The sequence below is a fragment of the Winogradskyella algicola genome, from assembly GCF_005869935.1.
In the GTDB taxonomy this organism is placed as follows: Bacteria; Bacteroidota; Bacteroidia; order Flavobacteriales; family Flavobacteriaceae; genus Winogradskyella; species Winogradskyella algicola.
The window spans coordinates 26,174-44,858 of sequence record NZ_SZQF01000011.1; the positions used below are offsets into that span (position 1 = coordinate 26,174).

General features: G+C 33.4%; 12 protein-coding genes. 4 read left to right on the forward strand and 8 right to left on the reverse strand.

What is annotated here, in order from left to right; genetic code table 11:
• A complete protein-coding gene (locus FC091_RS14610; protein ID WP_138435061.1) occupies window positions 1-1,806 on the forward strand; it encodes a cytochrome-c peroxidase in 1,806 nt (601 codons plus the stop codon).
• A 45-nt stretch (window positions 1,807-1,851) separates the two neighbouring features.
• Window positions 1,852-3,879: a ComEC/Rec2 family competence protein gene (locus FC091_RS14615; RefSeq protein ID WP_138435063.1), complete on the forward strand. Its 2,028-nt coding sequence runs from the start codon at window positions 1,852-1,854 to the stop codon at window positions 3,877-3,879.
• Between the two features lie 5 nt (window positions 3,880-3,884).
• Here FC091_RS14615 and FC091_RS14620 read toward each other — a convergent pair whose 3' ends face one another.
• The 4 genes from FC091_RS14620 to FC091_RS14635 form a co-directional block, all read right to left on the reverse strand.
• On the reverse strand, window positions 3,885-4,454 hold the full coding sequence (locus FC091_RS14620) for a thioredoxin family protein (protein ID WP_076617959.1): 570 nt from the start codon (window positions 4,452-4,454) through the stop codon (window positions 3,885-3,887).
• Between the two features lie 107 nt (window positions 4,455-4,561).
• Window positions 4,562-6,337: a peptide MFS transporter gene (locus tag FC091_RS14625; protein ID WP_138435065.1), complete on the reverse strand. Its 1,776-nt coding sequence runs from the start codon at window positions 6,335-6,337 to the stop codon at window positions 4,562-4,564.
• A 70-nt stretch (window positions 6,338-6,407) separates the two neighbouring features.
• Window positions 6,408-7,805: a peptide MFS transporter gene (locus FC091_RS14630; RefSeq protein ID WP_138435067.1), complete on the reverse strand. Its 1,398-nt coding sequence runs from the start codon at window positions 7,803-7,805 to the stop codon at window positions 6,408-6,410.
• Between the two features lie 28 nt (window positions 7,806-7,833).
• Window positions 7,834-10,065 (reverse strand): S9 family peptidase, encoded by a 2,232-nt coding sequence (locus FC091_RS14635; protein ID WP_138435069.1) that lies wholly within the window; start codon window positions 10,063-10,065, stop codon window positions 7,834-7,836.
• A 137-nt stretch (window positions 10,066-10,202) separates the two neighbouring features.
• On the opposite strand from FC091_RS14635, the gene FC091_RS14640 reads away from it, so the two are divergent.
• Both FC091_RS14640 and FC091_RS14645 read left to right on the forward strand, forming a co-directional pair.
• A complete protein-coding gene (locus tag FC091_RS14640; protein ID WP_262708979.1) occupies window positions 10,203-11,519 on the forward strand; it encodes a hydroxymethylglutaryl-CoA reductase, degradative in 1,317 nt (438 codons plus the stop codon).
• Window positions 11,520-11,568: 49 nt separating this feature from the next.
• Window positions 11,569-12,864: a GYDIA family GHMP kinase gene (locus FC091_RS14645; RefSeq protein WP_138435073.1), complete on the forward strand. Its 1,296-nt coding sequence runs from the start codon at window positions 11,569-11,571 to the stop codon at window positions 12,862-12,864.
• Between the two features lie 114 nt (window positions 12,865-12,978).
• Here FC091_RS14645 and FC091_RS14650 read toward each other — a convergent pair whose 3' ends face one another.
• The 4 genes from FC091_RS14650 to FC091_RS14670 all read right to left on the reverse strand — a co-directional run bounded on the left by FC091_RS14650 (window position 12,979) and on the right by FC091_RS14670 (window position 18,683).
• Complete coding sequence (locus FC091_RS14650; protein ID WP_138435075.1) at window positions 12,979-15,135, reverse strand: peptidylprolyl isomerase; 2,157 nt, start codon at window positions 15,133-15,135, stop codon at window positions 12,979-12,981.
• 94 nt (window positions 15,136-15,229) lie between these two features.
• Window positions 15,230-16,519 carry a hemolysin family protein gene (locus tag FC091_RS14655; protein ID WP_138435077.1) on the reverse strand — a complete coding sequence of 430 codons (1,290 nt, stop codon included), beginning with the start codon at window positions 16,517-16,519 and terminating at the stop codon, window positions 15,230-15,232.
• Between the two features lie 233 nt (window positions 16,520-16,752).
• A complete protein-coding gene (gene lptC, locus FC091_RS14665; protein WP_138435082.1) occupies window positions 16,753-17,319 on the reverse strand; it encodes an LPS export ABC transporter periplasmic protein LptC in 567 nt (188 codons plus the stop codon).
• A complete protein-coding gene (locus FC091_RS14670) occupies window positions 17,319-18,683 on the reverse strand; it encodes a hypothetical protein (protein WP_138435084.1) in 1,365 nt (454 codons plus the stop codon). The genes lptC and FC091_RS14670 overlap by 1 nt, the downstream gene beginning before the upstream one ends.
• Window positions 18,684-18,685 lie beyond the last annotated feature (2 nt).

The window sequence follows — 18,685 nt, forward strand, 5'->3', positions numbered from 1 at the left end:
ATGAATATAACCACATTAAAAAAGGCATACATTTTACTGGTATGCCTTTTTGCTTTAAATTACAGTTGCAAAAACGACAAAGATTATACTGCTGTATCTCAAAATGAGAAAGCAACTCCACTTGCGCTTTTAGAAAACCACTATAAGACAAAGTTGAGCCAATGCATTAACGCTCTTGAGGCACTTGAAAATGCAACAAGTTTTGAAACCGCTCTTTCTAATTACAAAGATGCTAGAAACAATTTTAAAAGTATTGAACCTATTTTGGCATTTGTAGACAAAAACAATTACATGTCCTTAAATGCACCTAACATTTTAAAAGTTGAAGAGGAAGACGCGACAGACATAAAAATCAAAAAACCATTTGGTTTTCAGGTTATAGAAGAAAAACTGCACGAAGAACCTTTAGACCTTAAATCTGTTGCAAAAATTACCGAAAAAACCAAAAATAGATTACAGCTTATTGAACAAAACACCTATGTAAAGCTTAAAGATTATCATGTCATTTGGCTTATTAGAGATCAAATTGCTAGAATTGCTCTAACTGGTATTACTGGTTTTGATTCGCCCGTATTAGAAGCTTCTTTAACCGAAGCTCAACTGGGTTATTCAACCATAGAAAGTATTTTTAATACATATACTGAAAACTTTTCTGACCCAGCGTTATTAAAAAAGTGGAATACTGAAATTAACGCATCAATTAAAGCACTTCAAGGAGACTTTAATAGTTTTGACAGGTATCATTTCATTAAAAATCATACACATAAGCAACTAGCACTACTCAATAATACTGTGAAAGATTGGAATGTAGAGTTCCCTTTTGAATTAGCTTTCAACAATACAATGACATCGCTATTTTCTAATAACACTTTTAATATCGATTTTTTTGCAGACTATATAGAAGTTGATTCTTTAAAACAAAATAAACAACAGCTAGGAAAGGCACTTTTTAATGACAAGAAACTATCAGCCAACAATGCGATGAGTTGTGCAACTTGCCACAAACAAGAATTAGCGTTTACAGATGGTTTAAAGATTTTTCCAAAGCAGAAACGCAATACACCAACGTTAACCTATGCTGCATTGCAGCAAAGCTTTTTCTACGATGGAAGAACAGGTAATTTAGAAGGGCAAATTGTAGATGTGGTAAACAATGTTAACGAGTTTCATAGCGATTTATCAAATTTGCAAACGGTAATAAAAACGGATAGCACTTACGTTAAATTCTTCAACAAACTATATCCAAATGGTGTTACAGATGCTAATATTAGAAATGCTATTGCAGTATACATTAGAAGTTTGAATACATTCAACTCTAAATTTGACAATAGCATCAACGACATTGAGCAAACTATTAGCCAATCTGAGATTAATGGTTTTAATCTATTTATGGGCAAAGCAAAATGTGCTACTTGTCATTTTGCTCCAGTATTTAATGGTACAGTGCCTCCAAGTTTTACAGAAACCGAGTTTGAACTGTTAGGTGTACCAAAATCAACCAATTTGCCTGCTATTGCAGACACAGATTTTGGAAGGTATGATGTGTTTAAAACCGAAGAGCGAAAGCACTTTTTTAAAACACCAACGGTTAGAAACATTTCTAAAACTGCACCATATATGCGCAATGGTGCTTACGCAGATTTAGAAACCCTAATGGATTTTTATAATAACGGAGGTGGTGCTGGTCTGGGCTTAGAATTTGAATACCAAACTCTCCCTCCAGATTCATTAAACTTACAACCAAATGAAATAAAAGATATTATTGCATTTATGAATAGCCTAGAAGATAAACAACCTATACTATAAATAAGAAACAGACTACAAATTTTATTATATTAGTAACTCACAATCATGAAGTTACTAAATTTTACCATAATAAAACTTACAGTTTGTCTTATTCTAGGCATTTGTATTGCCCATTATTTTAAACCAATTTTTAGCATAGCCATTTACCTATCCTTAGGTTTAATGGCTATACTTTTTCTCTACTATTTAATACTAAAAGGCAAGCATAGCAAACAACCACTCTTTGGATTAATTTCTTATTTCTGCATGATAAGCCTAGGAATTAATGCTTATAATTTTGAGAACGAGAAGATCCAACAAACCCATTACAGCAACTTAGATTTTAATGCCTCAATTGAATTAAGATTAAAAATCAAAGAGCGCCTAAAATCAGATCTCTATAACGATAAGTATATTGCTTCATTGATTTCTGCTAATAAGCGTGAAGCATCAGGACAACTACTTATTAATATTAAAAGAGATTCTTCATCAAGCCCACTATTTGTTGATGCTATTATTTACACTAAATCAGTTTTAAAAGATATTCAGAAACCGCTGAATCCGCATCAATTTGATTATAGCAGATATTTGGAACTAAGACAAGTTTATAGTCAAATTTATCTTCAACACAATCAATTCTTAATTCTTTTTGACCAACCTAATACTGTTTATGGTTATGCTGACTTATTTAGGACTTCCATCAACAAAAAATTGATTGATGCTGGTTTTAAGGATGAAGTTTTAAGTATTATTAACGCATTACTTTTAGGTCAAAGACAGACAATTGATAAAAGCATCTATAATAATTATGTGAATTCTGGCACTATTCATATTCTAGCGGTTTCTGGTCTGCATGTTGGAATTTTATTACTGATTCTCAATTTTGTTTTTAGACCTCTACTACTCTTTAAATACGGATACGTTCTTAGACCAATAATTATTATTACTATACTTTGGTTATTTGCCGTTATTGCGGGTTTGTCACCATCTGTAACAAGAGCAGTTGCAATGTTTAGTATTATAAGCATTGCCATGCATCTTAAACGACCTACAAATATTTACAACACACTAGCCATTTCAGCCTTTTTTATTCTACTTGTAAAGCCTACATTTTTGTTTGAAGTTGGTTTTCAGATGAGCTATTTAGCGGTTTTAGGCATTGTGAGTATTCAACCTATTTTATATAGACTCTGGCAGCCCAAATATTGGATTTTAGATAAACCTTGGCAAATATTTACAGTAACATTAGCAGCACAAGCTGGTGTTCTACCGATTAGTCTATTCTATTTTCATCAGTTTCCTGGCTTGTTTTTTATATCTAATCTTGTGGTGATTCCGTTTTTAGGATTAATTCTTGGTTTTGGTCTTTTTGTAATTGCTATGGCTTTAGTTGGTTTTCTTCCTAAACCTATAGTTGAAATTTATAGTTTAATTATAGAATCGTTAAACGGATTTATAGCTTGGGTAGCTCAGTTTGAAGACTTTTTATTTAAAGACATTCCCTTTACTTTAACTCAGGTGTTGTGTGCTTATAGCATAATAATAAGCGGTATTCAGATTTATAAATTAAGAACTTTTAAATGGTTGGCTATTTGCCTTGTTAGCATTATTGCTTTGCAAGGCACTTATCTTTTTAATAAGTTTCAAAATAAAGATGAAGCTATTATCGTTTTTAACAAAAGTCGCTTTTCTGTTGTAGGATTTAAACAGAGAGACAGACTTGTGGTTCATCATAATCTAGATACTTCAAAACTTAAAAATGATAACATTATCAAGAATTATAAAGTTGGGGAATTAATTGACAGTGTAGCTCAATCTAATCTGCAAGGTATTTATCAATTCAGAAACAAGCGATTATTAATTATAGATAGTTTAGGAGTATACAGAAATCTGTCTTTTCAACCAGACCTCATCTTACTTCGTGATTCACCAAAAGTTAATTTAGAAAGAGTTATTGATAGTATTAAACCTGAGCAAATTATTGCAGATGCAAGTAATTACAAGTCTTACATAAAACGTTGGAAAACTACATGTAGAAACAAAAAAATCCCTTTCCATTATACTAATGAAAAGGGAGCATTTATCTTGAAATAAAACCACTACTCCTTAAAAGAAGGTTCGAAGTTTTTATAATACTCATTAAACTTCTCTTGGGTATCCATTTCTTTGTACTTATCTGTCTTAAATAGTTTTAAGTACAATTCTATTTGGCGTGGTTTTAAATATCCAGAAATTGGGGCAATATACTCACCCTTTTCGTCAAAAAACACCATTGTTGGGTATGCTCTTACACCAAGTGTACGCGTTAGCTCGTGGGCACTATTACGTCTATTTGCCTTTGCAGGATCGTAATTAGGATTGGAGTATGTTTTGTCTTTATAGGTTACGGTGTCATTACCTTCACCATTAAATTTTACGGCATAATAATGCTTATTTATATAATCTACAACATCCGCATTATGAAATGTGTGTTTATCAAGCATTTTGCAAGGGCCACACCAATTGGTGTACACATCCATAATAATTTTTTTAGGTGCTTTTTCCTGAAGCTTAATAGCTTCCTCTAAAGTCATCCAATTAATCTCTTTTTCTAAGGGTTCACTTGCGTTTTGAAACGAAACCAATGTTCCAAAAGCTATAAAGGCTATAAGTAATTTTATTTTTTTCATTTTTATGCTGAATTTATTTCAGTAACTAATTTGTTGCAAATCTTGTACCGAACTTACAAAAAATGCTCCTAATGTGGAGCATTTTCTATTATTTTTAACGGTAAGTACTAACGTACTCCGTGCATTAAACGCTTTAATAATGGATGTAATGCAAATGAGACCAGTCCTAATGCAATTGGCACAACTGTAAATATTAAGAAGAAATATGACAGACCATCTTCTTTTGTAATTTTCTCAATATCACCACCTACATAATGCGCCATTTTATTACCTATCGCTATTGCTAAGTAATATACACCAAACATAAATGCCACCATTCTAGCTGGCACTAATTTACTTAGGTATGATAATCCCATTGGTGACAAACATAATTCACCAAGTGTGTGAAATAAATAAGCCAGCACTAGCCAAATCATACTCAACTTTGCTGTTTCTGCACCTAAAGGTACATTTCTGGTAGCAAAGGCTAACAACCCAAAGCCAATAGCCATGATTATGAGGCCCAAACCGTATTTTACAGATGCTGGCGGGTTGTATTTACTATCCCACCATTTTGTAAATAATGGAGCAAAAACAATAATAAATAATGAATTAAGAATTGCGAACCATGTTATTTCAACTTCTTTAGCTTCTGCACTAAAATTGATATAAAGCTTATAGATTACCAAAGCCCAGATAATAACAAAACTTATTGCTAAAACAATATTTGAAAAACCTATTCTACTAAATGTTTGTCTAAATAAGCTTATTAAAACATAGGTTATAATTCCGATAGGCACAATAGTCACAATTGCATCTATTATTTTGAATATTGAAGCTGCGTTTCCTTCTAAAACTCTATCAGTAAAATCTCTAGTGTAAATCGGCAATGAACCCGCTGCTTGCTCAAAGGCTGCCCAAAAGAAGATTGTAAAAATACAGAAGATCGTAAAAGCAATCATTCGGTCTCTAACAACTCTTTCGTAACGAGGAATTCTTACAACTAGAATTATAACAAATACAATTGCAGCTAATAATGCAAAAAACAGTGAGTCAGTCATACCTGCAACTGTAAAATTAAGTGTATTGATGCCACCTATTTTACTCAATGGATCGTTAACTATAAAAATGAGTACAGAAATGATAAAAACACCTATTAAAACATAATCAACAGTCACAAAATGATTCAGCTTACCACTTATCTTTTCTTTAGAAGCTTCTAAACCTTCAGACAATGTATCTATTATACCCTTCTTCTCATTTTTAGGTCTGGCGCCTACATCTCCAAATAATGGCTGAGCATAATAAAACTGAACCATACCTAAAAACATAAAAATACCAGCTAATCCAAAGCCATAACTCCAACCTACGTTTTCGCCAAGCCAACCGCAAAGCATAATTCCTAGAAAAGCACCAGCGTTTACTCCCATATAAAAGATATTATACGCGCCATCTTTCTTTTCATCATGACCTTCATACATTTTAGATATTATTGATGTCATATTAGGTTTAAAAAAACCGTTTCCTAATATTAAAAGGGCAATTCCTATGTAAAGAAAAGTAGGTGTTTCTACTGCCATAGATGCGTGTCCAAGTGTCATAAGCAGTGCACCTATAACAACAGCTAATCTATAGCCAATTTTATTGTCTGCTAACCAACCACCAAGAATTGGTGTTAAATAAACAAACATAGCGTACGTTCCTAATAGCGATAAGGCTGCTGGCTTATCCCAACCCCAACCAGGATTATCACCAACAAGAGCACCTGTTAAAAATATGACAAGAATAGCGCGCATTCCGTAATACGAAAAACGCTCCCACATTTCGGTAAAGAATAGAACAAATAAACCTGCCGGATGTCCCATTACTTTAGTTTCGAAGAAATTTTCGGATGAATTATTCATAAATCTTAAAGTATTTAGTTAGTAGAGAAAACCCTTGTAAAAGAAAATCTATAAGGGAATTGATTTATTGTTAGTTATTAATGTCTGGATCTGCTATTTCGTACTTTTCTGCTTCAAGCATTTCATGCTCGTTGTCTTCCGCACCGTGTGTTAATTTTTCTAATTTCTTTCTGAAAACCATGACCAGTAGCCCAAATGCAACACAAAAAACTGCAATACCTGTAAAGATGGTAAACTCACCTAACTTTTCTGACGCCTCACCTAATAATCCTGCTAATTTATTTCCAAAGCCAGTCATAGCAAAGTATACACCCATCATTAAAGAAGCATACTTCAATGGCGCTAACTTCGTTATATAAGATAATGCTACTGGCGAAATACAAAGTTCACCTACAGTATGAAACAAGTAGGCTAAAACTAACCAATACATTGCAGAAGACCCTGTACTTTCAAACTGAGCTGATGCAGCAGACATAAAGAAAAACCCTGTTCCCATGATTATGAGACCAATAATCATCTTAAATAATGATGTTGCTGTTTTTCCCTTTAATTTTCGGCTAGCCCAATAGCCTGCAACTGAAGTCCCCAAGAATATTATAAACATGGCATTTAAGGATTGAAACCACGATGCAGGAACTTCCCATCCCATTAACATCCTATTGGTATTGTCCATAGCATATATATTCATTAAACCACCTGCTTGCTCAAAAGCGCCCCAAAAAACGATAACTAATAAAAACGAAATGAATAGAACAACAACTCTATCTTTTTCAACTTTAGTTAACGGTCTTTTCATAGCGGCTTTTTCTTCTTCATCTTCAGAATCTCCAGAAAAATTCCCGACAGTCTTTAAGTATTTTTGACCTATTAGATATTGCAATAATCCTAGAGCCATTCCAATACCAGCAAGACCAAATCCGTAATGCCAACCATGTACTTCCCCAACATAACCGACAATTAAACTTGAAAGGAAGGCTCCAATATTTATACCAATGTAAAAAATCGTAAACCCTTTATCACGTCTAATATCCCCTTGTTTATACAATCCACCAACCATTGTAGAAATGTTTGGTTTTAACATTCCAACACCGGCAATAATTAGACCTAAACCTGTGTAAAACGCCCACATTTGTTCTATTGCAAGGATACTATGACCAGCTACCAATAAGATACCTCCATATAAAACAGATTTCTTTTGACCCAAAAACTTATCTGCTATCCATCCACCTGGTATAGAAGCTACGTACACCAACATAGTGTACCAACCATAAAGCGCTAGTGCCTCCCCATTGGTCCAACCCAAACCTGCATTATCACTAGTAGTCTGAGCTACTAAATATAATACTAGTATGGCACGCATACCATAGTAAGAAAAACGCTCCCACATTTCGGTAAAAAACAAAATGAATAAACCTACTGGATGCCCAAATAGTTCTTTTTGATGCGGTTGTTTAATTGCTGTTGACATATAATTTAATTTAGTTAGTTATTATTAGCTAGCCTTTAATCTTAGATGACTCTTTTTCTTCTTTAAGAGTATTTTCTCTTTTATCACCTAAAGTTTTATGGATAAAATTTGTCATCTTTTTATAAAGGTGTAATCTTGTGTTACCACCATATATTCCATGATTTTTATCTGGATAAATCATCCATTCAAATTGCTTATCTGCTTGTATTAAAGCTTCAACCATACGCATGGTATTCTGCACATGTACATTATCATCTCCTGTACCATGTACTAATAAGAAATCACCTTTTAATTTATCGACGTGGTTTATTGGAGAATTGTCGTCATAACCACTAGGATTTTCATCTGGTGTGGTCATATAACGTTCTGTGTAAATAGTATCATAAAACCTCCAACTTGTAACAGGTGCTACTGCAATGGCCATTTTAAACACGTCATTGCCTTTAAATAAAGCATTACTACTCATAAAACCTCCATAGCTCCAACCCCAAATTCCGATGCGAGAAGCATCTATATAAGGCAGTGACCCTAACTTTTTAGCCGCTTCTATTTGGTCTTCAACTTCATATTTCCCTAATTCTTTCTGCGTTACTTTCTTAAAGTCTGCTCCTTTAAAACCTGTTCCTCTACCATCAACACAGACTACAATATAGCCTTGTTGTGCCAGCATTTGATACCAATAATCATTAGCACCATTCCAACGGTTGGCAACCTGCTGAGAACCTGGACCCGAATATTGATACATAAATAATGGATACTGCTTATTTTCGTCAAAATCAGCAGGTTTTATCATCCACATATTTAAATCGTTGCCATTAACATTTATAGTACTAAACTCTTTTTTAGACGTTACATAGTCTCCTACTTTTTGAGCTAAGCGATCGTTATCCTTAATTCCTTTTACAAGATTTCCATTCTTAGAATCATGCAAGGTATATTCGTAAGGTGTGGTTGCACTAGAATGCGTATTGATAAAATAAGTAAAATCAGCACTGAAAGACGCACTATTAGTGCCTTCGGTTTTTGTTAATTGTGTTTTATTCTTACCATTTAGCTTAATGGAATACACATCTCTGTTTATGGAACCGTTTTCAGTAGATTGATAATAAATAGTATTGGCCTTTTCATTAAAGCCATAATAATCTGTAACTTCCCAATTGCCATCTGTTACCTGATTGATTAACTTTCCTGATTTGTCATAGTGATAAATATGATTAAAACCATCTTTTTCACTCGTCCAGATAAAGCTATTATCTTTCAGGAATGTTAGATTGAAGGTTACATCGATATACGCATCATCCTTTTCTTGCAAAACTAATTCATAATCTATAGCATAGGTATCTATAAACCAGAGGTCTAATTCATTTTGATGACGGTTCATGTATTGGGCACTTAGCACATTAGGATCGTTTGTCCACTTTATTCTTGGAATATAAAAGTCCTCATAAGTCTTATCAACCTCAAGTTCTTGTAGTTTATTTGCCTGTAAATCGTATAAATGAAGTGATACTTTAGAGTTTTTCTCACCAGCTTTAGGATACTTAAAAACCTGCTGTGTTTGATAAAGACCAGAACCATAAACATCCATAGAAAACTCTGGCACTTCAGATTCATCAAAACGTATAAAAGCGATTAAGTTGCTATCTGCATTCCAATCAAACGCCCTCACAAAACTAAATTCTTCCTCATAAACCCAATCTGTAATACCATTGATAATTTTATTCTTCTCACCATCATCAGTGATTTGTGTTACTTTACCTGAATTTAAATCTTTTATATAGAGATTATTTTCAAACCCATAAGCAATTTTAGTTCCATCTGGCGATAAAGTTGGTTCTTGCACCATTTGATCAGACACCTTAGTCAACTGCTTCGTATTGATATCGTATACATAATATTCACCTAAAGCAGATCTTCTGTAGACAGGAATTTCGTTGGTTGTTAAAACCACTTTAGACTCATCTTTGCTAAACGTATAATCAAAAAAACCTCGTATCTCTGGTATATCTTCAGAAGACACCAAGGTTTTTACCTTTTCTAAGGTTTTGTAATCGTAAATATCTATGGTAGCTGTACCGTTTTGTCTGTTGTAGTTTAATACGGAATACTGCGTACCGTTATTCATAGAATGTAAGGCTTGCATGCCTTCTGTTCTAAAGGCTCCACTCCAAATATCTTCGAGGGTAATTTGTTTATCCTGACTGTAAATCAAGGAGGTAGTTAGAAATCCAACAATGGCTACGAAGTATCTCAATTTCATATTAATCTTTTTTCAATAAAGCAATGCCAAGTTTACTAAAAAATATGCAAAAATCAGGCATTATTAACAGTAAATCGGCAATAATAGTGGAATAGGGACACATTTTATGCCAATCCTAAGTATCTTTGCAATTCAAAATCAATTTAACTATGCCAACCGCTATTTCTGGCTTCTCTAAACTATCTAAATCTAAAAAGATCGAATGGCTTTTAGACACTTATTTCTCAAACAAGGAAAGTGCTCGAAACCTAGTGCAACAGTATTGGAATTCCGATGCAAAACTTCAAAAGCTTCATGATGAGTTTATAGAAAACACCATTACTAATTATTATTTACCTCTTGGTGTAGCACCTAACTTTTCGATTAACAACAAGCTTTACACTATACCAATGGCAATAGAAGAGAGTTCTGTGGTTGCAGCAGCTAGTAAGGCGGCAAAATTTTGGCTAGATAGAGGTGGCTTTAAGGCTGAAGTGATTTCGACAGAAAAAATTGGTCAAGTTCATTTTACATATACTGGTAATTTCGAAGCGTTACAATCTTTCTTCGAAATTGTAAAACCAAAACTTATTGAAGACACCAGAGCCATCACTAAAAACATGGAACGTCGTGGTGGTGGTATTTTAGATATTGAACTTAAAAATAAAACCCAAGACTTAGAGCACTACTACCAATTGCATGCTACGTTTGAAACACTAGATGCAATGGGTGCCAACTTTATAAATTCTTGTTTAGAACAATTTGCTAAAACCTTTAAGGCCGAAGCGCAAGCACAATTAGAAAACGACGTAAATATCGTAATGAGTATTCTCTCTAACTATGTACCTAATTGTCTGGTTAGAGCTGAAGTGTCTTGCCCTATCACTGATTTAAAAAGTAAAGACATAACAAACCCATCACTGTTTGGAGAGAAGTTTAAACAAGCGGTTAACATCGCTGAAATTGAACCTTACAGAGCTGTAACACACAACAAAGGTATAATGAACGGTATCGACGCTGTGGTTTTAGCAACAGGTAACGACTTTAGAGCAGTTGAAGCTGGTGTGCATGCATACGCTTCAAAAGATGGAAAATATAAAAGCTTAACGCACTGTTCTATTGAAGACGATACTTTTAAATTTTGGATTGAAATTCCACTTGCTTTAGGTACAGTAGGTGGCTTAACAAGTTTACATCCATTAGTAAAGTTTGCTTTAGAAATGCTTGAAAAGCCATCAGCAAAAGATTTAATGCAAATTGTTGCTGTAGCAGGTTTAGCTCAGAATTTTGCTGCTGTAAAATCCTTAACTACTACTGGTATTCAAGAAGGTCATATGAAGATGCATTTAATGAATATATTAAATCAGTTTGAAGCTACCTCAGAAGAAAAAGAAAAAATAGTAGAGCATTTTAAAACTAATGTGGTAACACATAGTGCAGTTGTTGAAGCCATTGAAAATATAAGGGAAATTTAATTTAAACTGGTGACTGAGCGTAGTCGAAGTCACATTATTAATCATATAAATGCCAAAAGGATACGTTTATATATTAGAATGCGCTGATGGTTCTTACTATACTGGTAGTACTATTGACGTTGAAAAACGTATTGCAGAACACAATGAAGGTAAAGGTGCTAATCATACAAAAAAGCGTCTACCTGTAGCGCTAAAATATATTGAAGAGTTTCAAAGAATAGATGATGCTTTTTACAGAGAGAAACAAATTCAAGGTTGGAGTAGAGCGAAAAAAGAAGCTTTAATAAACAACAACTCTGATAAATTACCAGAACTTTCTTTGGCTTATAGAGATAAGAAAAATCAAGATGGTGGCTTCGAGAACCTCAGCCATCAAAAATACGAGGACAACAATAAGTTGAACAAACCGGTGCCTGAGGCACTCGAAGGCACATTATATTATAAAAGCAACGGAAAATTATTAATCACTGGTGAATACGTTGTGCTTGATGGTGCAAAATCATTAGCCATACCAACAAAATATGGTCAAAGTCTTAAAATTGAAGAAGACAACAACAATACCTTAATCTGGAAAAGCTATGATGAAAAGGGAAATGTTTGGTTTGAAAATAGTTTCACTTTAGAAAATGGTAAGATTCTTAAAACCATTGGGAATGATAATGATATTTCTTCTCGATTAGTACAGATTCTTGAATCCGTTCAGCAACTAAATCCTAACTTTTTAAAAACTCTAAAAGGGTATAAGATTTCAACGCATTTAGAGTTTAACAGAAAATGGGGTCTGGGAACCTCCTCTACATTGATAAACAATATTGCGCAATGGGCAGATGTTAATGCTTATCAACTTTTAGAAAAAACTTTTGGCGGTAGTGGTTACGATATTGCTTGTGCTCAGCACAACACACCAATTACATTTCAGTTAAAGCCAACTAATTCGCCTATTGTTAACGCAGTTGAGTTTAATCCATCTTTTAAGAACAACCTATACTTTGTCTATCTCAACCAAAAGCAAAATAGTAGAGATGGCATTAAAGCTTACAGAGCATTAAATAAACTAAATAGTAACATAATTAGTGAAGTCATTTGGCTTACGGAAAGTATTATCAATTGCACTGAACTTTCTATTTTTGAAAATCTGATAACTAAACATGAAGAACTAATAGGTCAATTAATTAATCAAACACCTATTAAATCAAGATTTTTTAGTGATTATAATGGATGCATGAAGAGTTTAGGTGCTTGGGGAGGAGACTTTATCTTAGTAACTTCAGAAAGTGATCCTAGCAACTACTTTAAATCAAAAGGACTAGATGTTATCATTCCTTTCACTGAAATGGCAAAATAATAGGTTTTAGACTTTTAGATCTTTAGATTTTTAGATTTTTAGACAAATAGCAAGTTATTAGAAATAAAAAAGGCTTCACATTTCTGTGAAGCCTTTTTTATAATGTACTATATTTTAGTAAACTGTTTTCGCTCTGTTATCTTCGATATCTGCAGCTTTTTCTAATGCCTGATAAACTTTTCCTTGTACAGCACCACGTCTTGTTGCGTTTAGCCTGTTCATTATAGATGTGTAGTTGTCTAACTCAGTAGCTTCAGTTACTTTGGTAACTTCAATTACATAAACACCTTTTTCTCCATCTATAGGTTTAGACGTTTTACCTTGCTCTAAACCAAATGCAGCACCAATTACTTTTGGCTCCACACCAGCACCTGCAAGCGTTGTGTTCTTTAAAGTAAGAGCTGCAGCTGTTTTAGGACTCTGACCTTGATTCTTAGCAATTTCATCTACAGAAGATGCCTTAATCTTCTCACGAATCATTTGAGCCTTCTTCTCTTTTCTAATTTCTGGTAAAGCAGAAACTGACGCATCTTCAACACTCATTAAACCTTCTTCGTTCTTCTCAACTAATTTTGCAACGATAAATCCAAAACCAGAGATTGGGAAATTTTTGTAATCGCCAACATCTGTAGTTTCTTCAAATGCCCAACGTACAACCTGTCTCTGACTTCCTAAACCTGGAATATTTTCATCTAATTCTTTAAACGTTATTGGTTTTACAGCCAACTCACGTTCCTTAGCTAATTCTGTGAAATCACCATCCTTTGCAGCGATTTCAAACTTAGACATACTGTTGAATACCTCATCCAATGTTTTTTGAGATGGTTCTATTTTTCTTGCTAATGTTCCAATTTTATAAGTATCGTTAAAGTTCTTTTGCTCTAATATTTCAATAATATGATATCCAAAAGATGTACCAACAACATCAATATCACCTTTCTTGTTATCAAAGGCAAATGCTTTAAATTCTGGTGCCATTCCTGCATTGTAAGCAAATTCTATTTCACCATCATCCTCATTACTTACTTTATCTGATGAAAGTTCTAATAAATCTAAGAACTTAGTACCACTTTTAATTTTTCCTAATATACTATCTGCTGTTTTCTTAGCTTCTTCTGGTGTTTTAGTAATAGACGCGTCTGCTCTCTGGCCACCAGCAAATGGTATTAAAATGTGTCTTACTTTTACCGTATCTGGCATTTGCTGCTTAGCAAGCATTTTTGAAAGTTTAAAATACTCACCATCTCTGTAAGGTCCATAATATTCACCTACCTGCAACTTCATTAAACTATCTTTAGCAACAGCAGGAATTTGTGCTGCTCTTAAAAATGTATCATTAAATTTAATGTCTGAATTAGAGTTAATGAACTCAGCAACATCGGTAACACTATCAAAACCTGGAATAGTATCAGTATTTCCACTACTATCGTTATATTCTGCAGTATCACTTTTTAATTTTAAAAGTGCGGTTTTAATAGCTTCCTCGTCTTCTTTAGATGCTTCCTCTTTAAATTCTACATAAACAACTTCTCTATTTGCATCTGCTTTAAATTGCTCTTCATGATCTTTCATGTAAGCCTTAATATCAGACTTAGACACTTGCACTAAACTATCTGCAATAGTTGTATATGGAATTTGAACAAAGCGAATATCTACATTTTTAGCATCAGCTAAGTACTCGTCTTCTGCCTCAGCTATAGTAGTACTTACTCCAGCCTTAATCATATTGTAATACGTTTGCTGAAGTGCATTTGTTGCAATAGATTGCTCGTTATTAGTCCAGATATCGTAATTGATATTGAATGATTGTCCTGCAGAAGTTAATGGAGCAGAATCTGGACTAATATCTTTTAAGTTACTAATGAAAGCGTTTAAACGGTTCACATCAAAATTACCGTTTTCATCCTGAAACTCTGGGTAAGACTGAAAGCTGTTTTTAAGTAAATCGCGCATTTCATCTTTTTCTACAGACAAACCAAGTGCCTCATACTCTTCAGTTAGAATGATATTGCGTAACTCTTGATTGTAGATAGCATTCATCGCCTGAGTTGAAGAAATTCTTCCACCAGCTCTATCTTGGTAATTCTTCACTTTTTGCTGAAATTCAGTTCTATCAATATCCTTTCCATTTACCGTTGCAACAACACCTTGAGAACCTGAGAATGCATTTGGATTATCAATTACTCCTTGTATAACAAACGCAAATAGTGCTAATGCTATTACTAATATTAAGATTAGTGAACGTTGTCTAATTTTATTTAAAATTGCCATTTCTTAAATTTTTCGTATAAATAAGTCTGCGAAAATAGTATTTTCTAAGAAATAATAAAAGGAGAAGTATAGTTTTTGTAAGCTATTGTTATTATTAGTCTACATCGAGGATTTTAAGTCTTACAATATCTATTTTGGTTGAAGACACTTCTTCAATGGTAAACTTAAAATTATGAATTAAAATATCTTCGTTTTTTTCAGGGATTCCTTCGGTTTCATCAACGATTAAGCCACCTAAAGTTTCATAGGTTTCACCTTCTGGAAGGTCTAATTTATAAGCTTCATTTATATAATCTACTTCTAACCTTGCTGAGAATCTATAGGTGTTTTCGTCAATTTGTTCTTCGGTCATTTCTAGAGTATCATGTTCATCTTCAATCTCACCAAATAATTCTTCAACAATGTCTTCTACAGACATAAGGCCAGACGTACCACCATACTCATCAATAACTACCGCAATACTTTGACGCTTCTTGGTTAAAATATTAAGTACATCTTTTATCAAAATAGTTTCAGGAACAAAACTAACAGGAATAATAATAGACTTAATATCCTTTGGTTTTTTAAACAACTCAAAGGCATGTACATAGCCTAAAATATCGTCTATGTTATCTTTGTAAACAATGATTTTTGTTCGCCCTGTTTCGATGAAAAGTTGCGTTAAATTATCAATAGATTCTGAAATATCTACAGCAGAGATTTCTGTACGCGGCACCATAACTTCTCTGGCTTTTACTTCGGAAAATTCCAACGCATTTTGAAAAATCTGTATTTCACTGTCAACCTCTTCATGGTCTTCGACAGATTCCATTTGCTCACTAATATAATTTCCTAGTTCTACCTTGGTCATTGCCAGTACGACATCTTCACCTTTAGCTTTAAAAACATATTTTAAAACCGCATCAGATATCCAGAGTACAAAATCAGAAATCCAACTAAAAATTATATAAAACACATAGGTTGGTAGTGCCAAAATTTTCATTAAGGTATTCGCATAAATTTGAAAAAACACCTTTGGTAAAAATTCGGCAGTGATTAAAATAATAAACGTTGATATTACAGTTTGGGTTAACAATTGTAAATCATAAAAAAGATAGTTTAAAACCGTACTGTCTGATGGCAACATGGACTGAAACCATTTTACTAAGACATCACCCATTTTTAGACCATAAATAACCAATGCTATATTGTTACCAATTAGCATTGTAGCAATGTATTTAGACGGTTTTGCTGTTAACTTGGTTAATATTTTTCCAAGAAAATCTTCCTGTTTTTTCTCAAGCTCAATATGTATTTTATTTGAAGACACATAAGCTATTTCCATCCCAGAAAAGAATGCTGAAAATATAAGTGTAACTATAATTATGACTATATCTAAAGTCATAAGTTAATCTTTGTTTCTATCTTGAAATTTGCTTGCGAAACGCTTTCTAAAAAAGAACATGAACACTGCCAGTGCAACAAAAAATAAAGACATGTATGACCTGTTTCTATCTACAGACCAATTTGTGATTGCATCCCAAAGAAATAGAATAGCAAAGATGATGTAAGCGAATTGAAATATCTTAAGAAGTTTCATGTGTAATTTATCTAAGTAAAACTAAGTTACAAAGATAGTTAATTATCGAGTTCAAAATCACCACCCATTTCCAACATCTGAAAATTCTTAAAGTCTTTATCAGAATCGAACCCTATTCCATGCAATGGACCTTGAGATCTATTAAACACCCAAGGTTCGTTTGTAAATACCCACTCTAACTTTTCGTTGTAGTACAACTGATCTGTTACCAGTTTTTCGTTTTGATGTGTTGTTATAGTAACATTACCTCTTAAATCTATAATATCTGTATCTGTATAAAAAATAGCATAACGTGAGGTAATGGTTGTCATTTTACCGTCATCGTCATAGAGTTTTAATAAAATTCCTTCTGGGAATTCAGAAAACGCAAAATCTCGATTAGAATAATCGAGCATTTTAGAGCTAATTAGATTTGCTTTTAGTCTTACCGAATCTTTAATAAATTCAGTATACTTTAAATCGATACTTTCGGCTTCACCTATAGGTTGATTTTGAAGAACTCCTACATTCTTTACATCGTTAAAGTTATTTTCACACGAAAAAAACAAAGTCACAGCTAATGCTGTGACTAAGTCTAATATAATATGTGAGTTTTTGATTCTCATTAAATATTTGGCACTGTTACAGAACGTCCTATCCAACATCCAATTCTAATAGTTTGCCCTGCATTACCTTCTGTAAATATATCTGATTTAGAAGGTGCACTTGCTCTATAACTAGCGGCAGATTTTGCTGCGGCAGATTTTAAACGACCATCTACTCTACCTGCTTTTTCTGCTTCTAAAGCTGCTAACCAGAATACTGCTCTTTTGTTAAAGTTAGTGTCACCACAACTGTTAGCACTCTTTGCGTACATTGCTGAGATCGCTAAATAAGGTGAACCGTCAGATGGATTTAATTTCATAGACTCCATGTAGTACTGTCTAGCTCTGCCATAGCTTCCTTTAGCCTTTAACTCATTAGCTAATTTTTTGTAAAGCTTTGCTTTCTTTAAAGGATCTGACTCTAAATCTAAGGTTTGATCAAAATACTTCTGCTCACCAGTTAAAAGATATAAGTAGTACGATGTATCTGCACTTGGCTCAATACTGTTCTTTTGCTGAACTAACTTTAAGAATAAAGGATCTTCTTTACAGCCTTTAGCATACATACGGTTCATTGCTCTTTGTAACCAAATACCATCAGTTTTGTTATCTTCATAATTCTTTTCGTACAAAGGAATTAATACATCGCAAGTAGCTCTATCTCCCAACTTCTTGTCCATACTTGGTATAACTTGTTCTTCAAAAGCGTTTATACTAGATTCATAATAATTTTTAAGTCTTCCTTCTTTTTTACTTAAGGTATTACCGCCTTCTTCTTTTTGCACCAATGCATTCAGCTTTGAAGTGTTCTCATCAACAATATTTTCTATGATTTCAATTATATCATCATACTTATCAAACATTTTTTGCGCTGGTAATATACCTAGGTCAAACAAATCTACCGCTAAAGAAAAATATGTGTAAAGTCCTTTTGCATTAGTAAAGCTCTTTTTATCTTTATCAAAAGCTTCTTGAAACATTTTATATTCATCTTCAACAGAAATTCCAAGTTCATCTCTGTACTTGTAAGCTAAGTTTGCTTTATCTACTAAAACTTCACCTAAATCGTATTTTGATGGAAAAAACTCTCTACTCTGGTCGTAAAGTTTCATTAAGTCATTAATGTGAGCAACTTGTTCAGTTCCTGTTGAATTTTCAATTTTATGTGTTAAAATTTTCTCACCATGAACATAAATAGCTCTGTTAAATTTTGGACACTTCTCACGAACTATTTTCCATGGTTCGTAGGCATCATCATATTTTTTTGTCTTTACATAACTATCAAAAATCGATAAGTTATTCATGCACTCCTCATCTTGCTGAGCTAAACTAATATTGAAGCTTACAAAAAGAGCCGCTAGTAGTATAGTAATTCTCGTCTTCATCT